The 14,871-nt window shown below is 72.4% G+C and carries 18 protein-coding genes; 8 read left to right on the forward strand and 10 right to left on the reverse strand.

The features are described 5' to 3' along the window. Positions 1-19: 19 nt before the first annotated feature. On the reverse strand, positions 20-976 hold the full coding sequence (locus BU204_RS24580) for a helix-turn-helix transcriptional regulator (protein WP_075128111.1): 957 nt from the start codon (positions 974-976) through the stop codon (positions 20-22). Positions 977-1,038: 62 nt separating this feature from the next. On the opposite strand from BU204_RS24580, the gene BU204_RS24585 reads away from it, so the two are divergent. Further along, positions 1,039-1,449, forward strand: coding sequence for a VOC family protein (locus BU204_RS24585; RefSeq protein ID WP_075128112.1), 411 nt, complete (start codon positions 1,039-1,041; stop codon positions 1,447-1,449). Positions 1,450-1,455: 6 nt separating this feature from the next. Here the strand turns inward: BU204_RS24585 and BU204_RS24590 are convergent, their stop codons facing one another. The 4 genes from BU204_RS24590 to BU204_RS24605 form a co-directional block, all read right to left on the reverse strand. Next, positions 1,456-1,830 carry a hypothetical protein gene (locus BU204_RS24590; RefSeq protein WP_143229707.1) on the reverse strand — a complete coding sequence of 125 codons (375 nt, stop codon included), beginning with the start codon at positions 1,828-1,830 and terminating at the stop codon, positions 1,456-1,458. Between the two features lie 95 nt (positions 1,831-1,925). Beyond that, the gene (locus BU204_RS24595) at positions 1,926-2,111 is read right to left on the reverse strand and encodes a hypothetical protein (protein WP_143229708.1); all 186 of its coding nucleotides are present in this window, start codon (positions 2,109-2,111) and stop codon (positions 1,926-1,928) included. Between the two features lie 83 nt (positions 2,112-2,194). Next, positions 2,195-3,871, reverse strand: a complete 1,677-nt coding sequence (locus BU204_RS24600; RefSeq protein WP_075128115.1) for a putative bifunctional diguanylate cyclase/phosphodiesterase — start codon at positions 3,869-3,871, stop codon at positions 2,195-2,197. A gap of 62 nt (positions 3,872-3,933) precedes the next feature. Beyond that, positions 3,934-4,287 carry a hypothetical protein gene (locus tag BU204_RS24605; RefSeq protein WP_075128116.1) on the reverse strand — a complete coding sequence of 118 codons (354 nt, stop codon included), beginning with the start codon at positions 4,285-4,287 and terminating at the stop codon, positions 3,934-3,936. Positions 4,288-4,391: 104 nt separating this feature from the next. On the opposite strand from BU204_RS24605, the gene BU204_RS24610 reads away from it, so the two are divergent. Beyond that, positions 4,392-5,168: a glycerophosphodiester phosphodiesterase family protein gene (locus tag BU204_RS24610; protein ID WP_075128117.1), complete on the forward strand. Its 777-nt coding sequence runs from the start codon at positions 4,392-4,394 to the stop codon at positions 5,166-5,168. 55 nt (positions 5,169-5,223) lie between these two features. On the opposite strand, the gene BU204_RS24615 is transcribed toward BU204_RS24610, so the two are convergent. Continuing rightward, entirely contained in the window at positions 5,224-5,964 is a 741-nt protein-coding gene (locus BU204_RS24615; RefSeq protein WP_083661595.1) for a hypothetical protein, read from the reverse strand. Beyond that, entirely contained in the window at positions 5,961-6,557 is a 597-nt protein-coding gene (locus tag BU204_RS24620; protein WP_083661596.1) for an RNA polymerase sigma factor, read from the reverse strand. Before BU204_RS24620 ends, BU204_RS24615 begins: the two co-directional genes overlap by 4 nt. An 80-nt stretch (positions 6,558-6,637) precedes the next feature. On the opposite strand from BU204_RS24620, the gene BU204_RS24625 reads away from it, so the two are divergent. The 4 genes from BU204_RS24625 (at position 6,638) to BU204_RS24640 (ending at position 10,264) form a co-directional block, all read left to right on the forward strand. After that, positions 6,638-7,318 carry a hypothetical protein gene (locus tag BU204_RS24625; RefSeq protein ID WP_143229709.1) on the forward strand — a complete coding sequence of 227 codons (681 nt, stop codon included), beginning with the start codon at positions 6,638-6,640 and terminating at the stop codon, positions 7,316-7,318. Between the two features lie 172 nt (positions 7,319-7,490). Then, a complete protein-coding gene (locus tag BU204_RS24630) occupies positions 7,491-8,918 on the forward strand; it encodes an MFS transporter (RefSeq protein WP_075128119.1) in 1,428 nt (475 codons plus the stop codon). Between the two features lie 24 nt (positions 8,919-8,942). Then, positions 8,943-9,677, forward strand: a complete 735-nt coding sequence (locus tag BU204_RS24635) for a thymidine kinase (RefSeq protein WP_075128120.1) — start codon at positions 8,943-8,945, stop codon at positions 9,675-9,677. Between the two features lie 242 nt (positions 9,678-9,919). Then, positions 9,920-10,264 carry an RNA polymerase-binding protein RbpA gene (locus tag BU204_RS24640; RefSeq protein WP_075128121.1) on the forward strand — a complete coding sequence of 115 codons (345 nt, stop codon included), beginning with the start codon at positions 9,920-9,922 and terminating at the stop codon, positions 10,262-10,264. 60 nt (positions 10,265-10,324) lie between these two features. Here the strand turns inward: BU204_RS24640 and BU204_RS24645 are convergent, their stop codons facing one another. The 3 genes from BU204_RS24645 to lnt are packed head-to-tail and all read right to left on the reverse strand — an operon-like array spanning position 10,325 to position 13,084. Next, complete coding sequence (locus tag BU204_RS24645) at positions 10,325-10,687, reverse strand: hypothetical protein (RefSeq protein ID WP_075128122.1); 363 nt, start codon at positions 10,685-10,687, stop codon at positions 10,325-10,327. Further along, positions 10,684-11,445 (reverse strand): polyprenol monophosphomannose synthase, encoded by a 762-nt coding sequence (locus BU204_RS24650; protein ID WP_075128123.1) that lies wholly within the window; start codon positions 11,443-11,445, stop codon positions 10,684-10,686. Before BU204_RS24650 ends, BU204_RS24645 begins: the two co-directional genes overlap by 4 nt. Before the next feature lie 49 nt (positions 11,446-11,494). After that, positions 11,495-13,084: an apolipoprotein N-acyltransferase gene (gene lnt, locus BU204_RS24655; protein WP_233160565.1), complete on the reverse strand. Its 1,590-nt coding sequence runs from the start codon at positions 13,082-13,084 to the stop codon at positions 11,495-11,497. Between the two features lie 118 nt (positions 13,085-13,202). Between lnt and BU204_RS24660 the strand changes: the two genes are divergently transcribed. Next, entirely contained in the window at positions 13,203-13,823 is a 621-nt protein-coding gene (locus BU204_RS24660) for a DUF47 domain-containing protein (protein WP_075128124.1), read from the forward strand. A gap of 3 nt (positions 13,824-13,826) precedes the next feature. Beyond that, on the forward strand, positions 13,827-14,816 hold the full coding sequence (locus tag BU204_RS24665) for an inorganic phosphate transporter (RefSeq protein WP_075128125.1): 990 nt from the start codon (positions 13,827-13,829) through the stop codon (positions 14,814-14,816). Positions 14,817-14,871 lie beyond the last annotated feature (55 nt).

Below are 14,871 nucleotides of genomic sequence, written 5' to 3' on the forward strand. Positions count from 1 at the left end.
ACGAGCGGACGACAAAGCGCTATGTCGACTCAATGTCGTCACAGTAGTGGCCGACCAGCTCACGTCCGATGCGCGCCAGCTCCGCCCGCACCGCCGTCGACTCCACAACGCTCAGCCCCGCACCCCAGCCGGCCAGGTGCTGGGCGATCATCAGCGGGGTAGGGGCAGCGACCTGCACGCGGGCCTGTCCGTCCCGCTCGGCGAGCACCACGCAGTGCCGGCCGAACTGGCCGCGCAGCACCCGCACGAGCCGAGCGTCCACCAGGACCACCGCGCTGACCAGCGACCGGCGCCGCTCGACCTCCTCGACGACCTCGTCCCACTCGGCTGACAGGTCCAGCTCCGCCGGCCGGGCCGCCTCCTCGTCGGTGACCTCGGCGGAGGCGATCCGGTCCACCCGGAAGGTCCGCCGGCCCTCGGCGGTGCCGGCCACGAGGTACCAGATGCCGTCCTTGTCCACCAGGCCCCACGGGTCGATCAGCCGGCTCGTCCGCTCCCGCGTCCGCCCGGCGTAGTCCAGGCGCACACGCCGCCCGCGCACGACCGCGTCCCGCAGCGCCGCCACCAGCTCCGGCCGCTCGGGCAGCGGATCGCCCCAGCCGGCGGGATCGACGACGACGGCGCCCGCCGCGGCCCTGGCCTCGGCCCGGAAGGGGCGGGGGAGTGCCGCCAGCAGCTTGCGCAGCGCCGCCTGAGCCTCGGGCGTGTCCGCACCGGCCGGGCCGAGCAGCAGGAACAGCGCCTGCGCCTCGGTGGCGGTCATGCCGCTGAGGTCGGTCCGGGCACCGCCGACCAGCGACCAGCCACCGCCGCGGCCGGGCTGGGGATACACGGGGACGCCCGCGGCGGAGAGCGCCTCGAGGTCGCGGCGCGCGGTGGCCACCGAGACCTCCAGTTCCCGCGCCACCTCGGCCGCCGTCACCCGACCCCGGTCCTGCATGAGCAGGAGGGTCGCCACCAACCGGTCCGCACGCATGGCCGAAGTCTGCCGCAAAAAGTGGTCATGAGATGAGCACTTTGACGGCGAGACTCGGTTCCATGTTGAAGGGAATGGCAACGATCAGCTACTTCGCCGACGATCTCGCCGCGGCGACCGCCTGGTACACGACGCTGCTGGGCGTCGAGCCGTACTTCGTGCGACCGCTCGAGGGGCCGCCGGCCTACGTCGAGTTCCGCATCGGGGACTACCAGCACGAGCTCGGCATCATCGACCGCGACTGGGCACCGCACCGCGACACCCAGCCCGGCGGCGTCGTCTGCTTCTGGCACGTCGAGGACCTCGACGCGGCGCTGGCGACCCTGCACGAGATGGGCGCGAGGACACACGAGCCGAGGACGCCGCGAGGTGACGGGTTCGTGACGGCCTCGGTCATCGACCCGTTCGGCAACATCCTGGGGGTGATGTCCAACCCGCACTACGTCGCCGTCCGGGACGACAAGTTGACATAATGTAGATTATCGAACTTCGCGAACGAGGTGGGTCGCACGGTCCAGGGCGGCCCGGGCGCGGCGCAGCTGCCAGTGGCAGGTCGGTGAGACGGTGCCGCCGCCGCGGTGGTTGACCGCGCGCCGCAGCTGCCGGAGAGCCGCGTCGACCGGCCCGCCGGGCTCGGCCGCCGCCAGCGCGGCCAGCTCGTCCAGGACCGGCGAGACAGACCGCGCGAAGACGCTCAGGACGTCGTGGACGCTGGTGTCGGCCCTGGTGTCGGCCCTGGTGTCGGCCCTGTCCTGCGCGTCGTCGAGGAGCTGGAGCGGCGGCAACGCGGCGTCGAGCGCCTCGCGCAGCACGCCGACCGGGTCGGCCACCACGGCGCGCGTTGGCTCGTTCACCGGTCCGAGCCTACCTCCGACACCACTCCCCGAGGGCCAGGAACACCTCTCCTTTTTCGTCACGTGACGAAAAAGGAGAGGTGTTCCCGTACCGCTCAGGCCGCGGTCGCCGCCTCGACGAGGACGCGTTCCACGCGCGCGATCAGCGAGGCCCGCCGCAGACACCAGACCCGGAACGCGCGACGGTCGTCCGCATCGAGCGCGGCGTCGATCTGCGCGGTCGTGTTCATGATGCAGACCTGTAGTCCGCTGATCTCGGCGCTGCTGTCGGACCTGGACATCGCTCGGCTCATCGCGACCACCGCCACTGGCTGGGTGTCGGGCAACGGGTGCGGCGGATTCGGGACCCGCCGCCCTTCCATCGTCACCCAGGCGTCTCGAGCGACGCTGGAACGTCGCTGAGGGCGCGCGGCCGGCGCATCCAGGCCCCGTGCGGGCGGGCCAGCAGCTCCCGCAGCGGTTCCGGCCTGCCGAGGTGGAATCCCTGGGCGACCCGCACCCCCAACCGGGACAGCGCCTCCACCTGGGTCGCGCGCTCCACCCACTCGGCCACGACCGAGATGCCCAGGCCACGGGCGATGTCGACGATGCCGTGCACCAGCACGGTGTCCCTGCTGCCGTAGTCGATCCCGCGGACGAACTCACCGTCGATCTTGATTCCGGTGATCGGCAGCTGTTTGAGGTGGACGAAGGAGCCGAAGCCGGCGCCGAAGTCGTCCAGCGAGATGCGGCAGCCGCGAGTGCGCAGGTGCTGGGCCAGGTTGCGGGCGGCGGTGAGGTTGGTCACGGCCGCGGTCTCGGTGATCTCGAAGCCGAGCCGGCCCGGGGCGACACCGGCCGCGGCCAGTCGGCGGACCACGAAGTCGCCGAAGTCCTCGTCCTCCAGCGTCCGCCCGGAGACGTTGACGTTGAACCGCAGGCCCGGGTACGGGTGCGCGACCAGCGCGTCGATCGCGGTGCCGATCACCCAGCGGTCGATCTCGAGCACGAGGTCGCTGCGCTCGGCTGTCGGCAGGAACTCCCCCGGGCTCAGTGCCGGCTCCCGGCCGTCCTCCAGGCGCAGCAGCAGCTCGTGCCCGACGACGCGGTTCGTGCCCAGCTTGACCATGGGCATCGCGTGCAGGGCGAGCCCGCCGTTGGCCAGGGCGTCGCGGATGCGGTCGAGCACGGAGACCCGCAGCGCGGTGTCGGTGTAGTGGCCGGGCTCGTAGACCGTCGCCCGGTTGCGGCCGGCGGCCTTGGACGCGTAGAGCGCCAGGTCGGCGTTGGCCAGCACGGCCTGCCAGCTGTCGCCGGAACCGAAGCCGGCGACGCCGGCGCTGACCGTGATCCGCGTGGTGCCGACACTGCCAGGTACCGGCAGTGCCGCGACGGCGCCGCGCAGCCGGTCGGCGACCTCGACCGCGGCCCCCTCCCCCATGCCGTCCAGCACGACGGCGAACTCGTCGCCGCCGAGCCGGCCGAGGGCGTGCCCCTCCCCCAGCCGGGCGCGCAGCACGTTCGCCAGCTCACGCATCACGCGGTCACCGGTGGGGTGCCCACGCAGGTCGTTGATGTCCTTGAAGTTGTCCAGGTCGAGCAGCAGCAACGCACCAGGCCCGCCCTGGGCCAGCCGCCGCTCGAGTTCGCGGGTCAGCGCCCGCCGGTTGAGCAGCCCGGTCAGCGGGTCCTCGTCGGCGAGGCGGACGAGCTCGGCCTCCCATTCGGTGCGCTGGACGGAGTCCACGCCGTCGGCGCGCCAGCGGCTCACGTCCGCCGCCCGGTACAACAGCCGGCCCTCGGGAAGTGCGGTGCAGCTCACCTCCAGCCAGCGGTGCCCGTTCCCGCCGGCATCGGAGATCACCACGCCCTGGTGGGGCCCCTCCGGCGCGCCCGACAGCAGCGCCGGCAGCGAGCGCCCGACGCACTGGTCGGGGGTGAGGTCGAGCAGCACGGCCATGAGCCGGTTGGCCCAGGCGATGCGCCCTCGCTGGTCGGTGACGGCGAGCGCCACGTCGGCTGCGTCGAGCACCTCCTCGGAGGAGATACCGTCGGTGCTCATCGCGAAACGCCCCGTTGTTGGTTGAGGTGAACTGAGCTGGAAGGCTAGCCCACCCGCTCACGTCAGCGCAGCCGCTCCAGCCCATGGGCGTTCCGGACGACCTGGGCGGCGAGGTCCTTCAGCTCGGTCGGTGCGGCGCCGTCGTCTGCGGCGGTCACTACGTCCTCGGCCGCGCAGCGCAGCTGGAACAGGCGATCTTGCAGGTCAGCGAGCTCGGCGGCGGAGAGTACGACGGCGTCCTCGGGCAGGCCGCCGCGTTGGACGGCCGAGCGCCGCTCGTAGGCGCGCTGGCGGCAGGACTGGCTGCAGTACCGCCGGGGCCGGCCCACCTTGGTGCTGTCCTCGGGCAGGCGCAGGCCGCACCAGCCGCAGTGCCGTGGTTCGGTGCGCGGCCGGAGTCGTTCGGGTGCGGTCATCGTGCCGTCGCGGGCAGGAGGGGGCGGGGCGATGCCATGTTCCCGACGCTATCTCGCCACGGTGAGTGCACTCGTCCGCCACGCCGCTGAGGCAGACTGGCCACGTGCAGGATCATGCCTTCTTCGCCGGTCCCTACCCGCGGGCGTTCGTCCACCGCGGCTGGCACTACGGGGACCTGACCGGGATGGAGAACTCGCTCTCGGCGTTCCGGCGTGCGGTCCAGGAGGGCTACCACTACCTGGAGACCGACGTCCGTACGACCAGCGACGGGGTGGTCGTGGTGCACCACGACGCGCTGCTGGACCGCACGACCGACGCCAGCGGTCCGGTGGCCCGGCTGCCCTGGTCGGTGGTCCGGCAGGCCAGGATCGGCGGCCGGGAGCCGGTGGCACGCCTGGAGGAGCTGCTGGAGGAGGTGCCGAAGGCGCTGCTGAACATCGACGTGAAGGTCGAGTCGGCGATCGAGCCGCTGGTGGCGACGCTGCGGCGGACGAACAGCCTGCGCCGGGTGTGCCTGGCGTCGTTCTCCGAGGCGCGGCTGGCCCGGGTGCGGCGCAGCGCCGGGGAGGGCGTGCTGACGTCGATGGGGGTGCGGGCGGTGGCCAGGCTGTGGGCCTCGGGACGGCTTCCGCAGTGGGTGCTGCGTCGCGGCGTCTTCGCGAAGGTGGCGCAGGTGCCGTTGCGGCAGGGCCGGCTCGCGGTGACCGACGAGCGCCTGGTGGCGGCGGCGCGCCGGCGCGGGATCGAGGTCCACGTGTGGACGGTGGACGAGGCCGACCAGATGAACCGGCTGATCGACCTGGGCGTGGACGGGCTGATGACCGACCGGCCCGGGGTGCTGCGCGACGTGCTGCGGGCGCGGGGGCTGTGGGCGGCCTGAGGCGTCGCCAGGGCGCGTCCGCACAGTCCCGGTCGATGGGCTGTGCGGACGTGCCCTAGCGCAGCGACTCGGCGATCTCGAGGGCCTGCTCGTGGCTGAGCGGGCCCTCGATCCGGTAGGTGACGCCGTCGGCCTCCCAGATGAGCGTGGTGCCGGCGAGGCGGGCGGCCTCCTCGACCAGTCGTCCGTCGCGGTCGAGGTAGAGGACCAGGTGCGGCCGGGGCACCCAGATGCCGCGATGCCCGTCGACGACGCTGGGCACGGCGTCGGGGGCGCCGGCGAACTTCTGGAACACGGGGCCGAGGACGCCGTCGAACTGGTCGATCCTGGTCTCCCCCGCGCCGGTGTAGCGCAGCGAGACGACGCGGGGCGGGTCACCTCCGGCCAGCAGGACGCTGTCGGGGTCGCCGAGCGAGCGCGGCACGGCGACGGGGAACGCGGCCGCGGCGCGGGCCTGGTCGAGGGCCACCGGGCGCTCGCCGGGGAGGGCGGCGTCGGGGGCGGTGGTGCGCAGCGGGGGCGGCGGGCCCTGGTTGAGCTCGACGCCGCCGACCCGGAGGAGGTCGAACACGGCGGCGCGGACCTGGGGCGAGACGGCCATCGCGACGCCGAGCGCGGCGAGCAGGGCGACGGCGGCGGCGACCAGTCGGACCGCGAGGGCGGGGCGGGTGCGCCGGGGGCGGTCGTCGAGGCGGGACAGCACGGCGGTGGTCAGGGCGGGGCCGCTCGGCGGTGTCGGCACGTGCAGGTGCTCGCCCAGCTCGCGCAGGGCGTCCTCGGGGCGGGGGTCGGTCATGGCAGCACCTCCCCGGCGAGTCCGGCCGGCAGCTCCCGGCGCAGCTTGGCGATGGCCCGGGACAGGCGGGACTTGACCGAGCCGCGGGGCCAGGCGAGCACCTCCGCGGTCTCCGCCTCGGACAGGTCGAGGAAGTAGCGGCAGGTCAGCACCTGGCGGTCGCGGTGCGGCATGGCGTTGACCGCGGCGAGGAGCGTGGTGCGGGCGGCGGCGGTGAGTACGGCGTGCTCGGGCTCGACCGGGTCGACGTCGGGTTCGGCCAGGCGCAGCTCGAGCGTGCGGCGACGGCGGGAGGTCCGGTGCAGGTTGCTGGTCTCGTTGGCGACGATCCGCAGCAGCCAGGGCCGGAACGCCGCCCCCTCGCGGAACGAGCCGAGCGCCCGGTAGGCCTTCACGAACGCCTCCTGAACCACGTCCTCGGCCTCGTCGCCGGCGCCGAGCAGGTAGGCGGTGCGGTGGGCGAGCGCGCCGTACCGGGCGACCAGGCGCGCGTAGGCGTCCCGGTCACCTGCGCGGGCCCGGGCCACCTCCTCGTGGTCCCGGGCGCGGGTGTCCTCCGCGGTCTGGTCGTCCGTGCTGTCCTCCTCGGCCACCCGTTCATACACCGCGGGGGCCCGATGGGTTCCACCTCGGTTGGCGGGAACCTCCGGCGGGCTTGCGGTGTACCGGTGGCATGAGACGTGTGCTGACCGCGGTGGCTACCGCCCTGCTCCCCTGCCTGCTCCTCTCGCCCGCCGCCGAGGCCGGCGGGTGGGCGGAGACCGTGCTCGACCCGACGCCGGCGCGGGTCCAGGCGCGGGTGACCTACACCCTGGGGTTCTGGGTGCTCCAGCACGGCTCGTACCCGTACCAGGGCGACCTGGGCCCGGTCGTGCTGACCGCGCGGACCGAGGGCGAGTTCCTGGAGTTCCCGGCGACGCGGGCGGCGACGCCGGGCCACTACTCGGCGGAGGTGGTGTTCCCGCGGGACGGGGTCTGGCTGTTCGGGACGCGCCACGGGGAGCTGGCCTTCGACGAGGACGTGGCGATCGTGACCGTGCCGGGTGCGTTCGAGATCTCCCCCAGCGAACTCGCGACCCGCGCTGAGCACGCCTGGGGTGCGGTGCGGCCGAGCTTCCCGCCGAGCCGCCCCGGCGCGCAGGTGGCCGCCCCGTCGGGTGAGCCGGTGGAGACCGTCGGTGCGCTGGTCGAGCCGCGGCGCGAGGAGCCGGCCGAGCAGACGGCCGAGCAGGCGGCCGAGCGCGAGGACCCCGCGGCGCTGCCGGTGGCGCTGGTGGTCGGGGCGGGGCTGGCGACGCTGGCCCTGGCCGGTTGGCTCGTCCGGCGCCACCGGCGCGCCAACCGCGCCGGGTAGCGCCCGCGCACCGCAGCTGTCACCGACCGCCACATCACCGACCGCGACATTCATCGAGCGTTTCCTCACCCGTCGGGTGGACAGGGCACTGTTCGGCATCACCGCGGTGCGTGCCGATCACGCACCCGTGCCCGCCAGATAGGGTCCGGCTGCCACCCCGGTTGGAGGATCGATGAGTGTCGTTGACGAAGGCGCCGATACGGCGGGCCGTGCCCCGGACCGACGCCGTGAGCAGCGCGGTTGGGTCTTCTACGACTGGGCCAACTCGGTCTTCCCTACCTCGGTCATCACCGTGTTCGGCGCGCTTTACCTCACGGCGGTCGCCGGGGAGGCGGCGCGGCTGGACACCGCGACCAACGGGCCGCGGCCGTGCCCGGAGAAGGCCGACGGGAGCACCAACAAGCTCGTCGACTGCCAGATCGACGTGCTGGGCTGGCACATCCAGGCCGGGTCGCTGTGGGGGTACCTGCTGGCCGCCGCGACGGTGGTCCAGGTGCTGATCGTGCCGCTGCTGAGCGCGATCGCCGACCGGACACAGAACAAGCGCCGCGTGCTGGCGTTCTCGGCGTTCGGCGGGGCGATCGCGACGACGTTGATGGCGCTGGTCAGCGGCACGAACTGGCAGCTGGGCGTGGTGCTGTTCATCCTCGGCAACATCGGCTACGGCACCTCGGTCGCGGTGTACTACGCGTTCATCCCGGAGATCGCGACGGCCGACGAGCGTGACGGGCTGTCCACGCGCGGCTGGGCGTTCGGGTACCTGGGCGGTGGGGTGGCGCTCGCGTTGCAGCTCGCGGTGTACCTGGCCCACGAGCCGCTCGGGCTGACCGAGGGCAACGCCGCGCAGATCGCCTTCCTGATGTCGGGCCTGTGGTGGGCGGGGTTCACGCTGATCCCGTTGCGGCGGCTGCGCGACCACCAGCGCCCGCACGGGGCCGAGCACGGGGCCGGGGTGCTGCGCGGCGGCCTGCGGGAGCTGCGCGACACGCTCCGGTTGGCCAGGTCCTACCCGTTGACGTTGGCGTTCCTCGGCACCTACCTGATCTACACCGACGGCATCGCGACGGTGGCTAACGTGTCGGCCCAGTACGGCAGCGAGGAGCTGGGGCTGGAGCAGACCACGCTGATCACGACGATCCTCATCGTGCAGTTCGTCGCGTTCCTCGGCGGGGTCCTGCACGGCCGGGTCGCCCGCCGCCTCGGCGCCAAGCGGACGATCATGGTGAGCCTCGGGGTGTGGCTGGCCGTGATCAGCGCGGCGTACTTCGTCCAGGCCGGGCAGGCCGTGCAGTTCTACCTGCTCGCGGCCGGTATCGGCCTGGTGCTGGGCGGGACGAACGCGCTGTCCCGGTCGCTGTTCAGCCAGATGGTGCCGGCCGGCAAGGAGGCGCAGTACTTCTCGATCTACGAGATCGGTGAGCGGGCCACGTCGTGGATGGGCCCGCTGCTGTTCGCGGCGGTCGCGGGGGCCACCGGCTCCTACCGGCCGGCGATCATCTCGCTGGTGGTGTTCTTCGCCGTCGGCCTGGTGCTGATGTTCTTCGTGCCGGTCCGCCGGGCCATCCGTGCGGTGGGGAACCCGGAGCCGGCGGTCCTGTAGATAGGGTGCCTGCTCGTGGAGCCCATGCCGAACGCCGCCGACCCGACCGACGCGCTGTCCTCGGTGCCCGCCGCCGGGTCGCGGCGGGCCGTGCCGGTGGTCGGGCACCTGCGCTTCTACTACGGCCCCATGGACTGCGGGAAGTCCACGCTCGCGCTGCAGGTCGACCACAACCAGGCCAGGCAGGGGCGTCGGGGGCTGCTGCTGGTGCACCTGGACCGCTCCGGCAAGCCGCAGATCACCAGCCGGATCGGCATCACCCGGACCGCGATCGAGGTGCACGCCGGGGTCGACCTGCGTGACCTCGTGCGGCAGCGCTGGGCCTGCGGCACCCGCGTCGACTACGTGATCGTCGACGAGGCGCAGTTCCTCACCCCCGAGCAGGTGGACCAGCTGGCCGAGCTGGCCGACGACGTCCAGGTGGACGTGTACTGCTTTGGGATCGCCACGGACTTCCGCAGCCGGCTGTTCCCGGGGTCGCGGCGGCTGTTCGAGCTGGCCGACGAGCTGGAGCCGGTCCAGGTGGACGTGTTGTGCTGGTGCGGCCTGCCGGCGCGGTTCAACGCCCGGGTGCGTGACGGCGAGGTGGTCCGGGCCGGGGACACCGTGCTCGTCGCCGACACCTCGGACACGGAACGTGATCTGTCCTCAGCGCTCGGTTCTACTACTGTGCGTTACCAAGTGCTGTGTCGCCGGCACTTCCGCCTCGGCGACCTGGGCCCTTCGGTGGCCTCGCACGGGCAGCTGCAACTGACCTGAGGCCATCTCGCTCAACGCGATGGGCCAAGTGGGCGACGTCACCAGGCAATTCTCGGCGGTTGCCGTCACAAAACGGTTTAAGACGCGTCTATACGGTCGAAACTGTGTTCGAGGGATTCTGTCGTTCACCCAGAGCAACCCGTCGCGGCGGGTGGGAACGTTTCGACGCGCTCAGGCGTTGCTCTTGGTGAGCACCACCCTGGCTCCAGCTGGGAGCGGGAGCCGAACGAAAGGACGTCGCGATGGCCGACCGTGTACTTCGTGGGAGCCGACTCGGCGCGGTCAGCTACGAGACCGACCGCAACCACGACCTCGCCCCCCGGCGCACCATCCGGTACGCCTGCCCGAAGGACCACGAGTTCGAGGTCCCGTTCTCCGACGACGCCGAGGTCCCGCCGATGTGGGAGTGCCGACTGCACGGCACGGTGTCCAAGCTGATCGACGGCAACGAGCCGGAGGCCAAGAAGGTCAAGCCGCCGCGCACGCACTGGGACATGCTGCTCGAGCGCCGGACCATTCCGGAGCTGGAGGATCTCCTGGACGAGCGGCTGCAGGAGCTGAAGGTTCGCCGGAGCCGCAGCGCCTGACCGGTCCCGACCGCTGATACCGAGTGCCACGTCCCTGCTGGGGACGTGGCACTCGGCGTCTCAGACGTTCTTGAGCTCCACCCGGATGGCGTGCAGCGGCACGGTGTCGATGTTCTCGACCGAGTGCGGTCCCTCCGGCTTGTTCCAGTCGCCGGTCAGCTCGCCGCGCGCCGGCATCGGGTCGGCCGACTCGAAGGTGACCTCGTCGCCGATGCGGTAGCGGATGCGGGCCGGTTGGTCCGCCCACATCACGCTCGGCCAGCGGTGGGTGTGCTCCGGCTCGTGCGCGCCCGGCTCGAGGGTGACCTCGAGCACGCGGACGTGCTCGTTCTCGAAGATCACGCGGTGGGAGTTCGGCGCGGCCGCCACCGCGTCCAGCTCATCGCCCCAGCGCCAGTCGGACGCGTCGACCGAGTGGGTCACTGCTGCCTTCCCACGAACAGCGAGCGGACCTGGTTGCCGCGCCGGCGCAGGCCCCACTTGGTGACCCGGACGAGGGCCTCCCGGATGACGTCGCCGGTCATCTTGGACTGGCCGCGCTCCCGCTCGGTGAACGTGATCGGCACCTCGACGACGGTGAAGCCGGCCTCGATCGTGCGCCAGGCCAGGTCGATCTGGAAGCAGTAGCCCTGGGAGGCGACGTTGTCGATGCGGATCTTCTCCAGGGCGGCGCGGCGGTAGGCCCGGAAGCCCGCGGTGATGTCCTTGACCTTCGCCCCCAGCGCCAGCCGCGAGTAGAGGTTGGCGCCCCGGGAGAAGAACTCGCGCCGCGCCGGCCAGTTGACCACGCGGCCGCCCGGCACGTACCGGGAGCCGATGACCAGGTCGGCGTCGGTGAGCGCGTCGAGCATCCGGGGCAGGTCCTCGGGGGCGTGCGAGCCGTCGGCGTCCATCTCGACGAGCACCGCGTAGTCCCGCTCCAGGCCCCAGTGGAACCCGGCGACGTAGGCCGCGCCGAGCCCGTTCTTCTCGGTGCGGTGCAGGACGTGCACCCGCCCCTCGCCGTCCGCCGCGGCCAACTCGTCGGCGAGGTCACCGGTGCCGTCCGGGCTGCCGTCGTCGACGACCAGGACATGCGCCTTCGGCAGTGCCGCCTGCAGCCGGGTGACGATCGGTTCCAGGTTGTCCCGTTCGTTGTAGGTCGGGATCACCACCAGCACCGGCTCGAGCTGGTCTGCCATGCGTCGTTCTCCTCCTCGGCGGCGCCCTGTGCGCCGCGGTGTGGTCGGGCTAGCTCGGACGGGCGCGGCGACGCACGAGTATCGCGGTGGCCAGTGCCGCGAGCCCCGCGAGCGTCATGCCCCACTCCGGGCTCGAGCCGAGTCGATCGGACAGCGTAGTCGTCGACCGGAGAGCCACCCGCTCGACCAGGGCCGCATCGGTGAACAGGCCGGTCTGCTGGCTGACCGAGCCGTCCGGGCGGACGAACGCGCTCACCCCGCTCGTGGCCGACACCACGACGCCACGGCCGTGCTCGACGGCTCGGACCCGGTCCATCGCGAGCTGCTGGTAGGTCATCTCGGAGTGGCCGAACGTGGCGTTGTTGGTCGGCACCGCGAGCAGGTTGGAGCCGGCCACCGACTCCCGCACCACCCCGTCGAAGGCGACCTCGTAGCAGGTCGCGATGCCCACGCGCGCGTTGGCCATCTCGAACACGACCGGCTCGTCGCCCGGCACGAAGTTGTTGGCGCGGTCGACGGCCGAGGTGAACAGCCGGAAGAACGAGCGCCACGGCATGGTCTCGCCGAAGGGCTGGAGCTGGCGCTTGGTGTACTGGTCGATCGGGCCGCGGTCGGGGTCCCAGAGCAGCACGGTGTTGCGCGGCTGGTCGTCGTCGCCGACCAGCACCGACCCGATGGCGATCGGCGCGTCGATGTCCCGAGCGGCCGCCTCGATGCGGGCCCAGGCGTCGGGGTTGCGGTAGGGGTCGATGTCGGAGGCGTTCTCCGGCCAGATCACCAGGTCGGGTTGCTCGGCGCGGCCGGCGGCGACGTCGGCGGCGAGCTGCTGGGTGCGTTCGACGTGGTTGTCCAGGACGGCGCGGCGCTGGGCGTTGAAGTCCAGGCCGGCCCGGGGGACGTTGCCCTGCACGATCGCGACCACCGCCGTGCCGTCGTTCGCGTCGGTGCCGACCAGGGGGACCGCCGCGAACGCCGCGGCGATCGGCAGCACGGCCGCCAGGGCCGGCGCGAGCAGGGCACGCGGCGAGCGGCGGCGCTCGAGCACCAGCCGACGGCCCGCCTCGGCGGCGCCGAAGCCGGTCAGCGCGACGGCCAGCGCGATCAGCGGCGTACCGGCGACCGCGGCGAGCGGCAGGTAGATCCCCTCGGGCTGGGTGAACGCGATGTTGCCCCAGGGGAACCCGCCGAACGGGAAGACCGAGCGCAGCGCCTCCCCCGCCACCCAGAGCAGCGCGGCCCAGACCGGCCAGGCGGGCAGCGTCGAGACCACCGCGATCGCGGCCCCGGACAGCGCGACGAGCAGCGCCTCGGCCGCGCTCAGCGGGAGCCAGGCGACCGGGCCGACGAACACGCCGGTCCAGGCCAGCAGCGGCACGAGGTACCCGAGCCCGAAGCACAGCGAGTAGCCGAACCCGGCACGTGCGCGCCGGCCGTACACAACCGAGCCGAGCGCGGCGAACGCGATCGGGGCGAGCCACCAGAGCGTGCGCGGGGGTGCCGAGAGGTACAGCAGCCCGCCGGCGGCGGTGGAGACCAGCACCCGGGCCAGCACGGGGACCAGGACGTGCCGGTGCACGCGCGGCCCACCCGTGTCGTCGGGCAGCTGCGGCGGTGTCGGCGAGACGGCGGGTGCGACCACCACGTCAGGGTACGGCCTGGCCTGTTCACCCCATGTCACGAGTGGAAGGTGGACGGGAGGTGTCGACTCGGTGAACCGTCGGCCATACTCCACGGCACGTTCGGCGGAGAGAGGCCTCATGCGACTGCGACTCAAGCCACGGGACACCCGGTTCTTCGAGCTGTTCGCCGTGGCCGGCACCAACATCGTCTCGGCGGTGACGGTGCTGCGGGAGTTCGTCTCGGCGCCCGCGCAGGCGCGGGAGGAGCTGGCGCGGCGGATGCACGAGGCGGAGCACGCCGGCGACGAGGCGACGCACGCGATCGTCGAGCAGCTGGACCGCTCGTTCATCACGCCGTTCGACCGCGAGGACATCTACCGGCTCGCGGTCCGGCTCGACGACGTGATCGACTTCATGGACGCCGCGGTCGACTTGGCCGCTCTGTACAACGTCGACGCGCTGCCCGAGGGCGTGGGCGCGCAGGTGGACCTGCTCGACCGGATGGCGAAGTTGACCGCCGAGGCCATGCCGCGGCTGGCGACGCTGCGCGAGCTGACCGAGTACTGGATCACTATCAACGAGCTGGAGAACGAGGCGGACACGGTGTACCGGCGCCTGCTGTCCTACCTGTTCGGCGGTGAGCTGGACCCGCTGACGGTGATGAAGCTCAAGGAGATCATCGACCAGCTCGAGTCGGCGGCCGACGCCTTCGAGCACGTGGCCGACGTGGTGCACAGCATCGCGGTGAAAGAGTCCTGAGCGGTGGAGCTCCTCGCGCTCGTGCTCGTGGTTGTGCTGGTTACCGGCTTCGACTACACCAACGGTTTCCACGACGCCGCCAACGCGATCGCCAGCGCGGTGTCGACCAGGGCCCTGTCGCTGCGCGGCGCGCTTGGCCTCGCGGCGGTGATGAACCTGGTCGGCGCGCTCGCCGGCACCGGGGTCGCGGTCACCGTGGCCAGCGGCGTGATCGCCACCCCGCAGGGCGGCGGCGGCCTGACCGTCGTCGGCGCGGCGCTGGTCGGGGCGATCCTGTGGAACATCACGACCTGGTACTTCGGGTTGCCCTCGTCCTCGTCGCATGCGCTGATCGGCGGGCTCGTCGGCGCCGCCCTGGCGTCGGCGACCCAGGTCCACTGGTCCGGGGTGCTGACCAAGGTCGCCATCCCGATGGTGGTCTCACCACTGGTGGGACTGACCCTGGGGTACCTGGTGATGATCGGGCTCATGTGGCTGCTGCGCCGGGCGAACGCGCACCAGGCGCACCGATGGTTGCGGCGGGCGCAGATCGTGTCCGCGTCCAGCCTGGCGTTGGGCCACGGTCTGCAGGACGCGCAGAAGAGCATGGGCGTGATAGTGCTGGCCCTGGTGATCACCGGGCACCAGGAGGACTACACGGTGCCGTTCTGGGTGATCCTGCTGTGCGCGACCGCGCTGGCGGCAGGGACCTGGTCGGGCGGCCTGCGGATCATGCGCACGCTGGGCCGGCGCATCTTCAACCTCACCCCGGCGCACGGTTTCGCCGCGGAGATCTCGGCCGCGTCGGTGCTGTACATGACCGCGTTCGTGTTCGCCGCGCCGGTGTCGACGACGCACGTGATGACCTCGGCGGTGATGGGCGTCGGGGCGACCCGGCGGCGTTCGGCCGTGCGGTGGTCGGTGGCCGGTGACATCGCGGTCGGCTGGGTCCTGACCGCACCGGCCGCGGCGACCGTCGCCGCCCTGGCCTACGGGGTGATCTCCCTGTTCTGACCGGTCCCCTAGCGTGGTCGCGGACACGAAGGAGAACGGAACTGAGCCGGACGCG

Source organism: Actinophytocola xanthii (assembly GCF_001921205.1).
GTDB classification, from domain to species: Bacteria; Actinomycetota; Actinomycetes; order Mycobacteriales; family Pseudonocardiaceae; genus Actinophytocola; species Actinophytocola xanthii.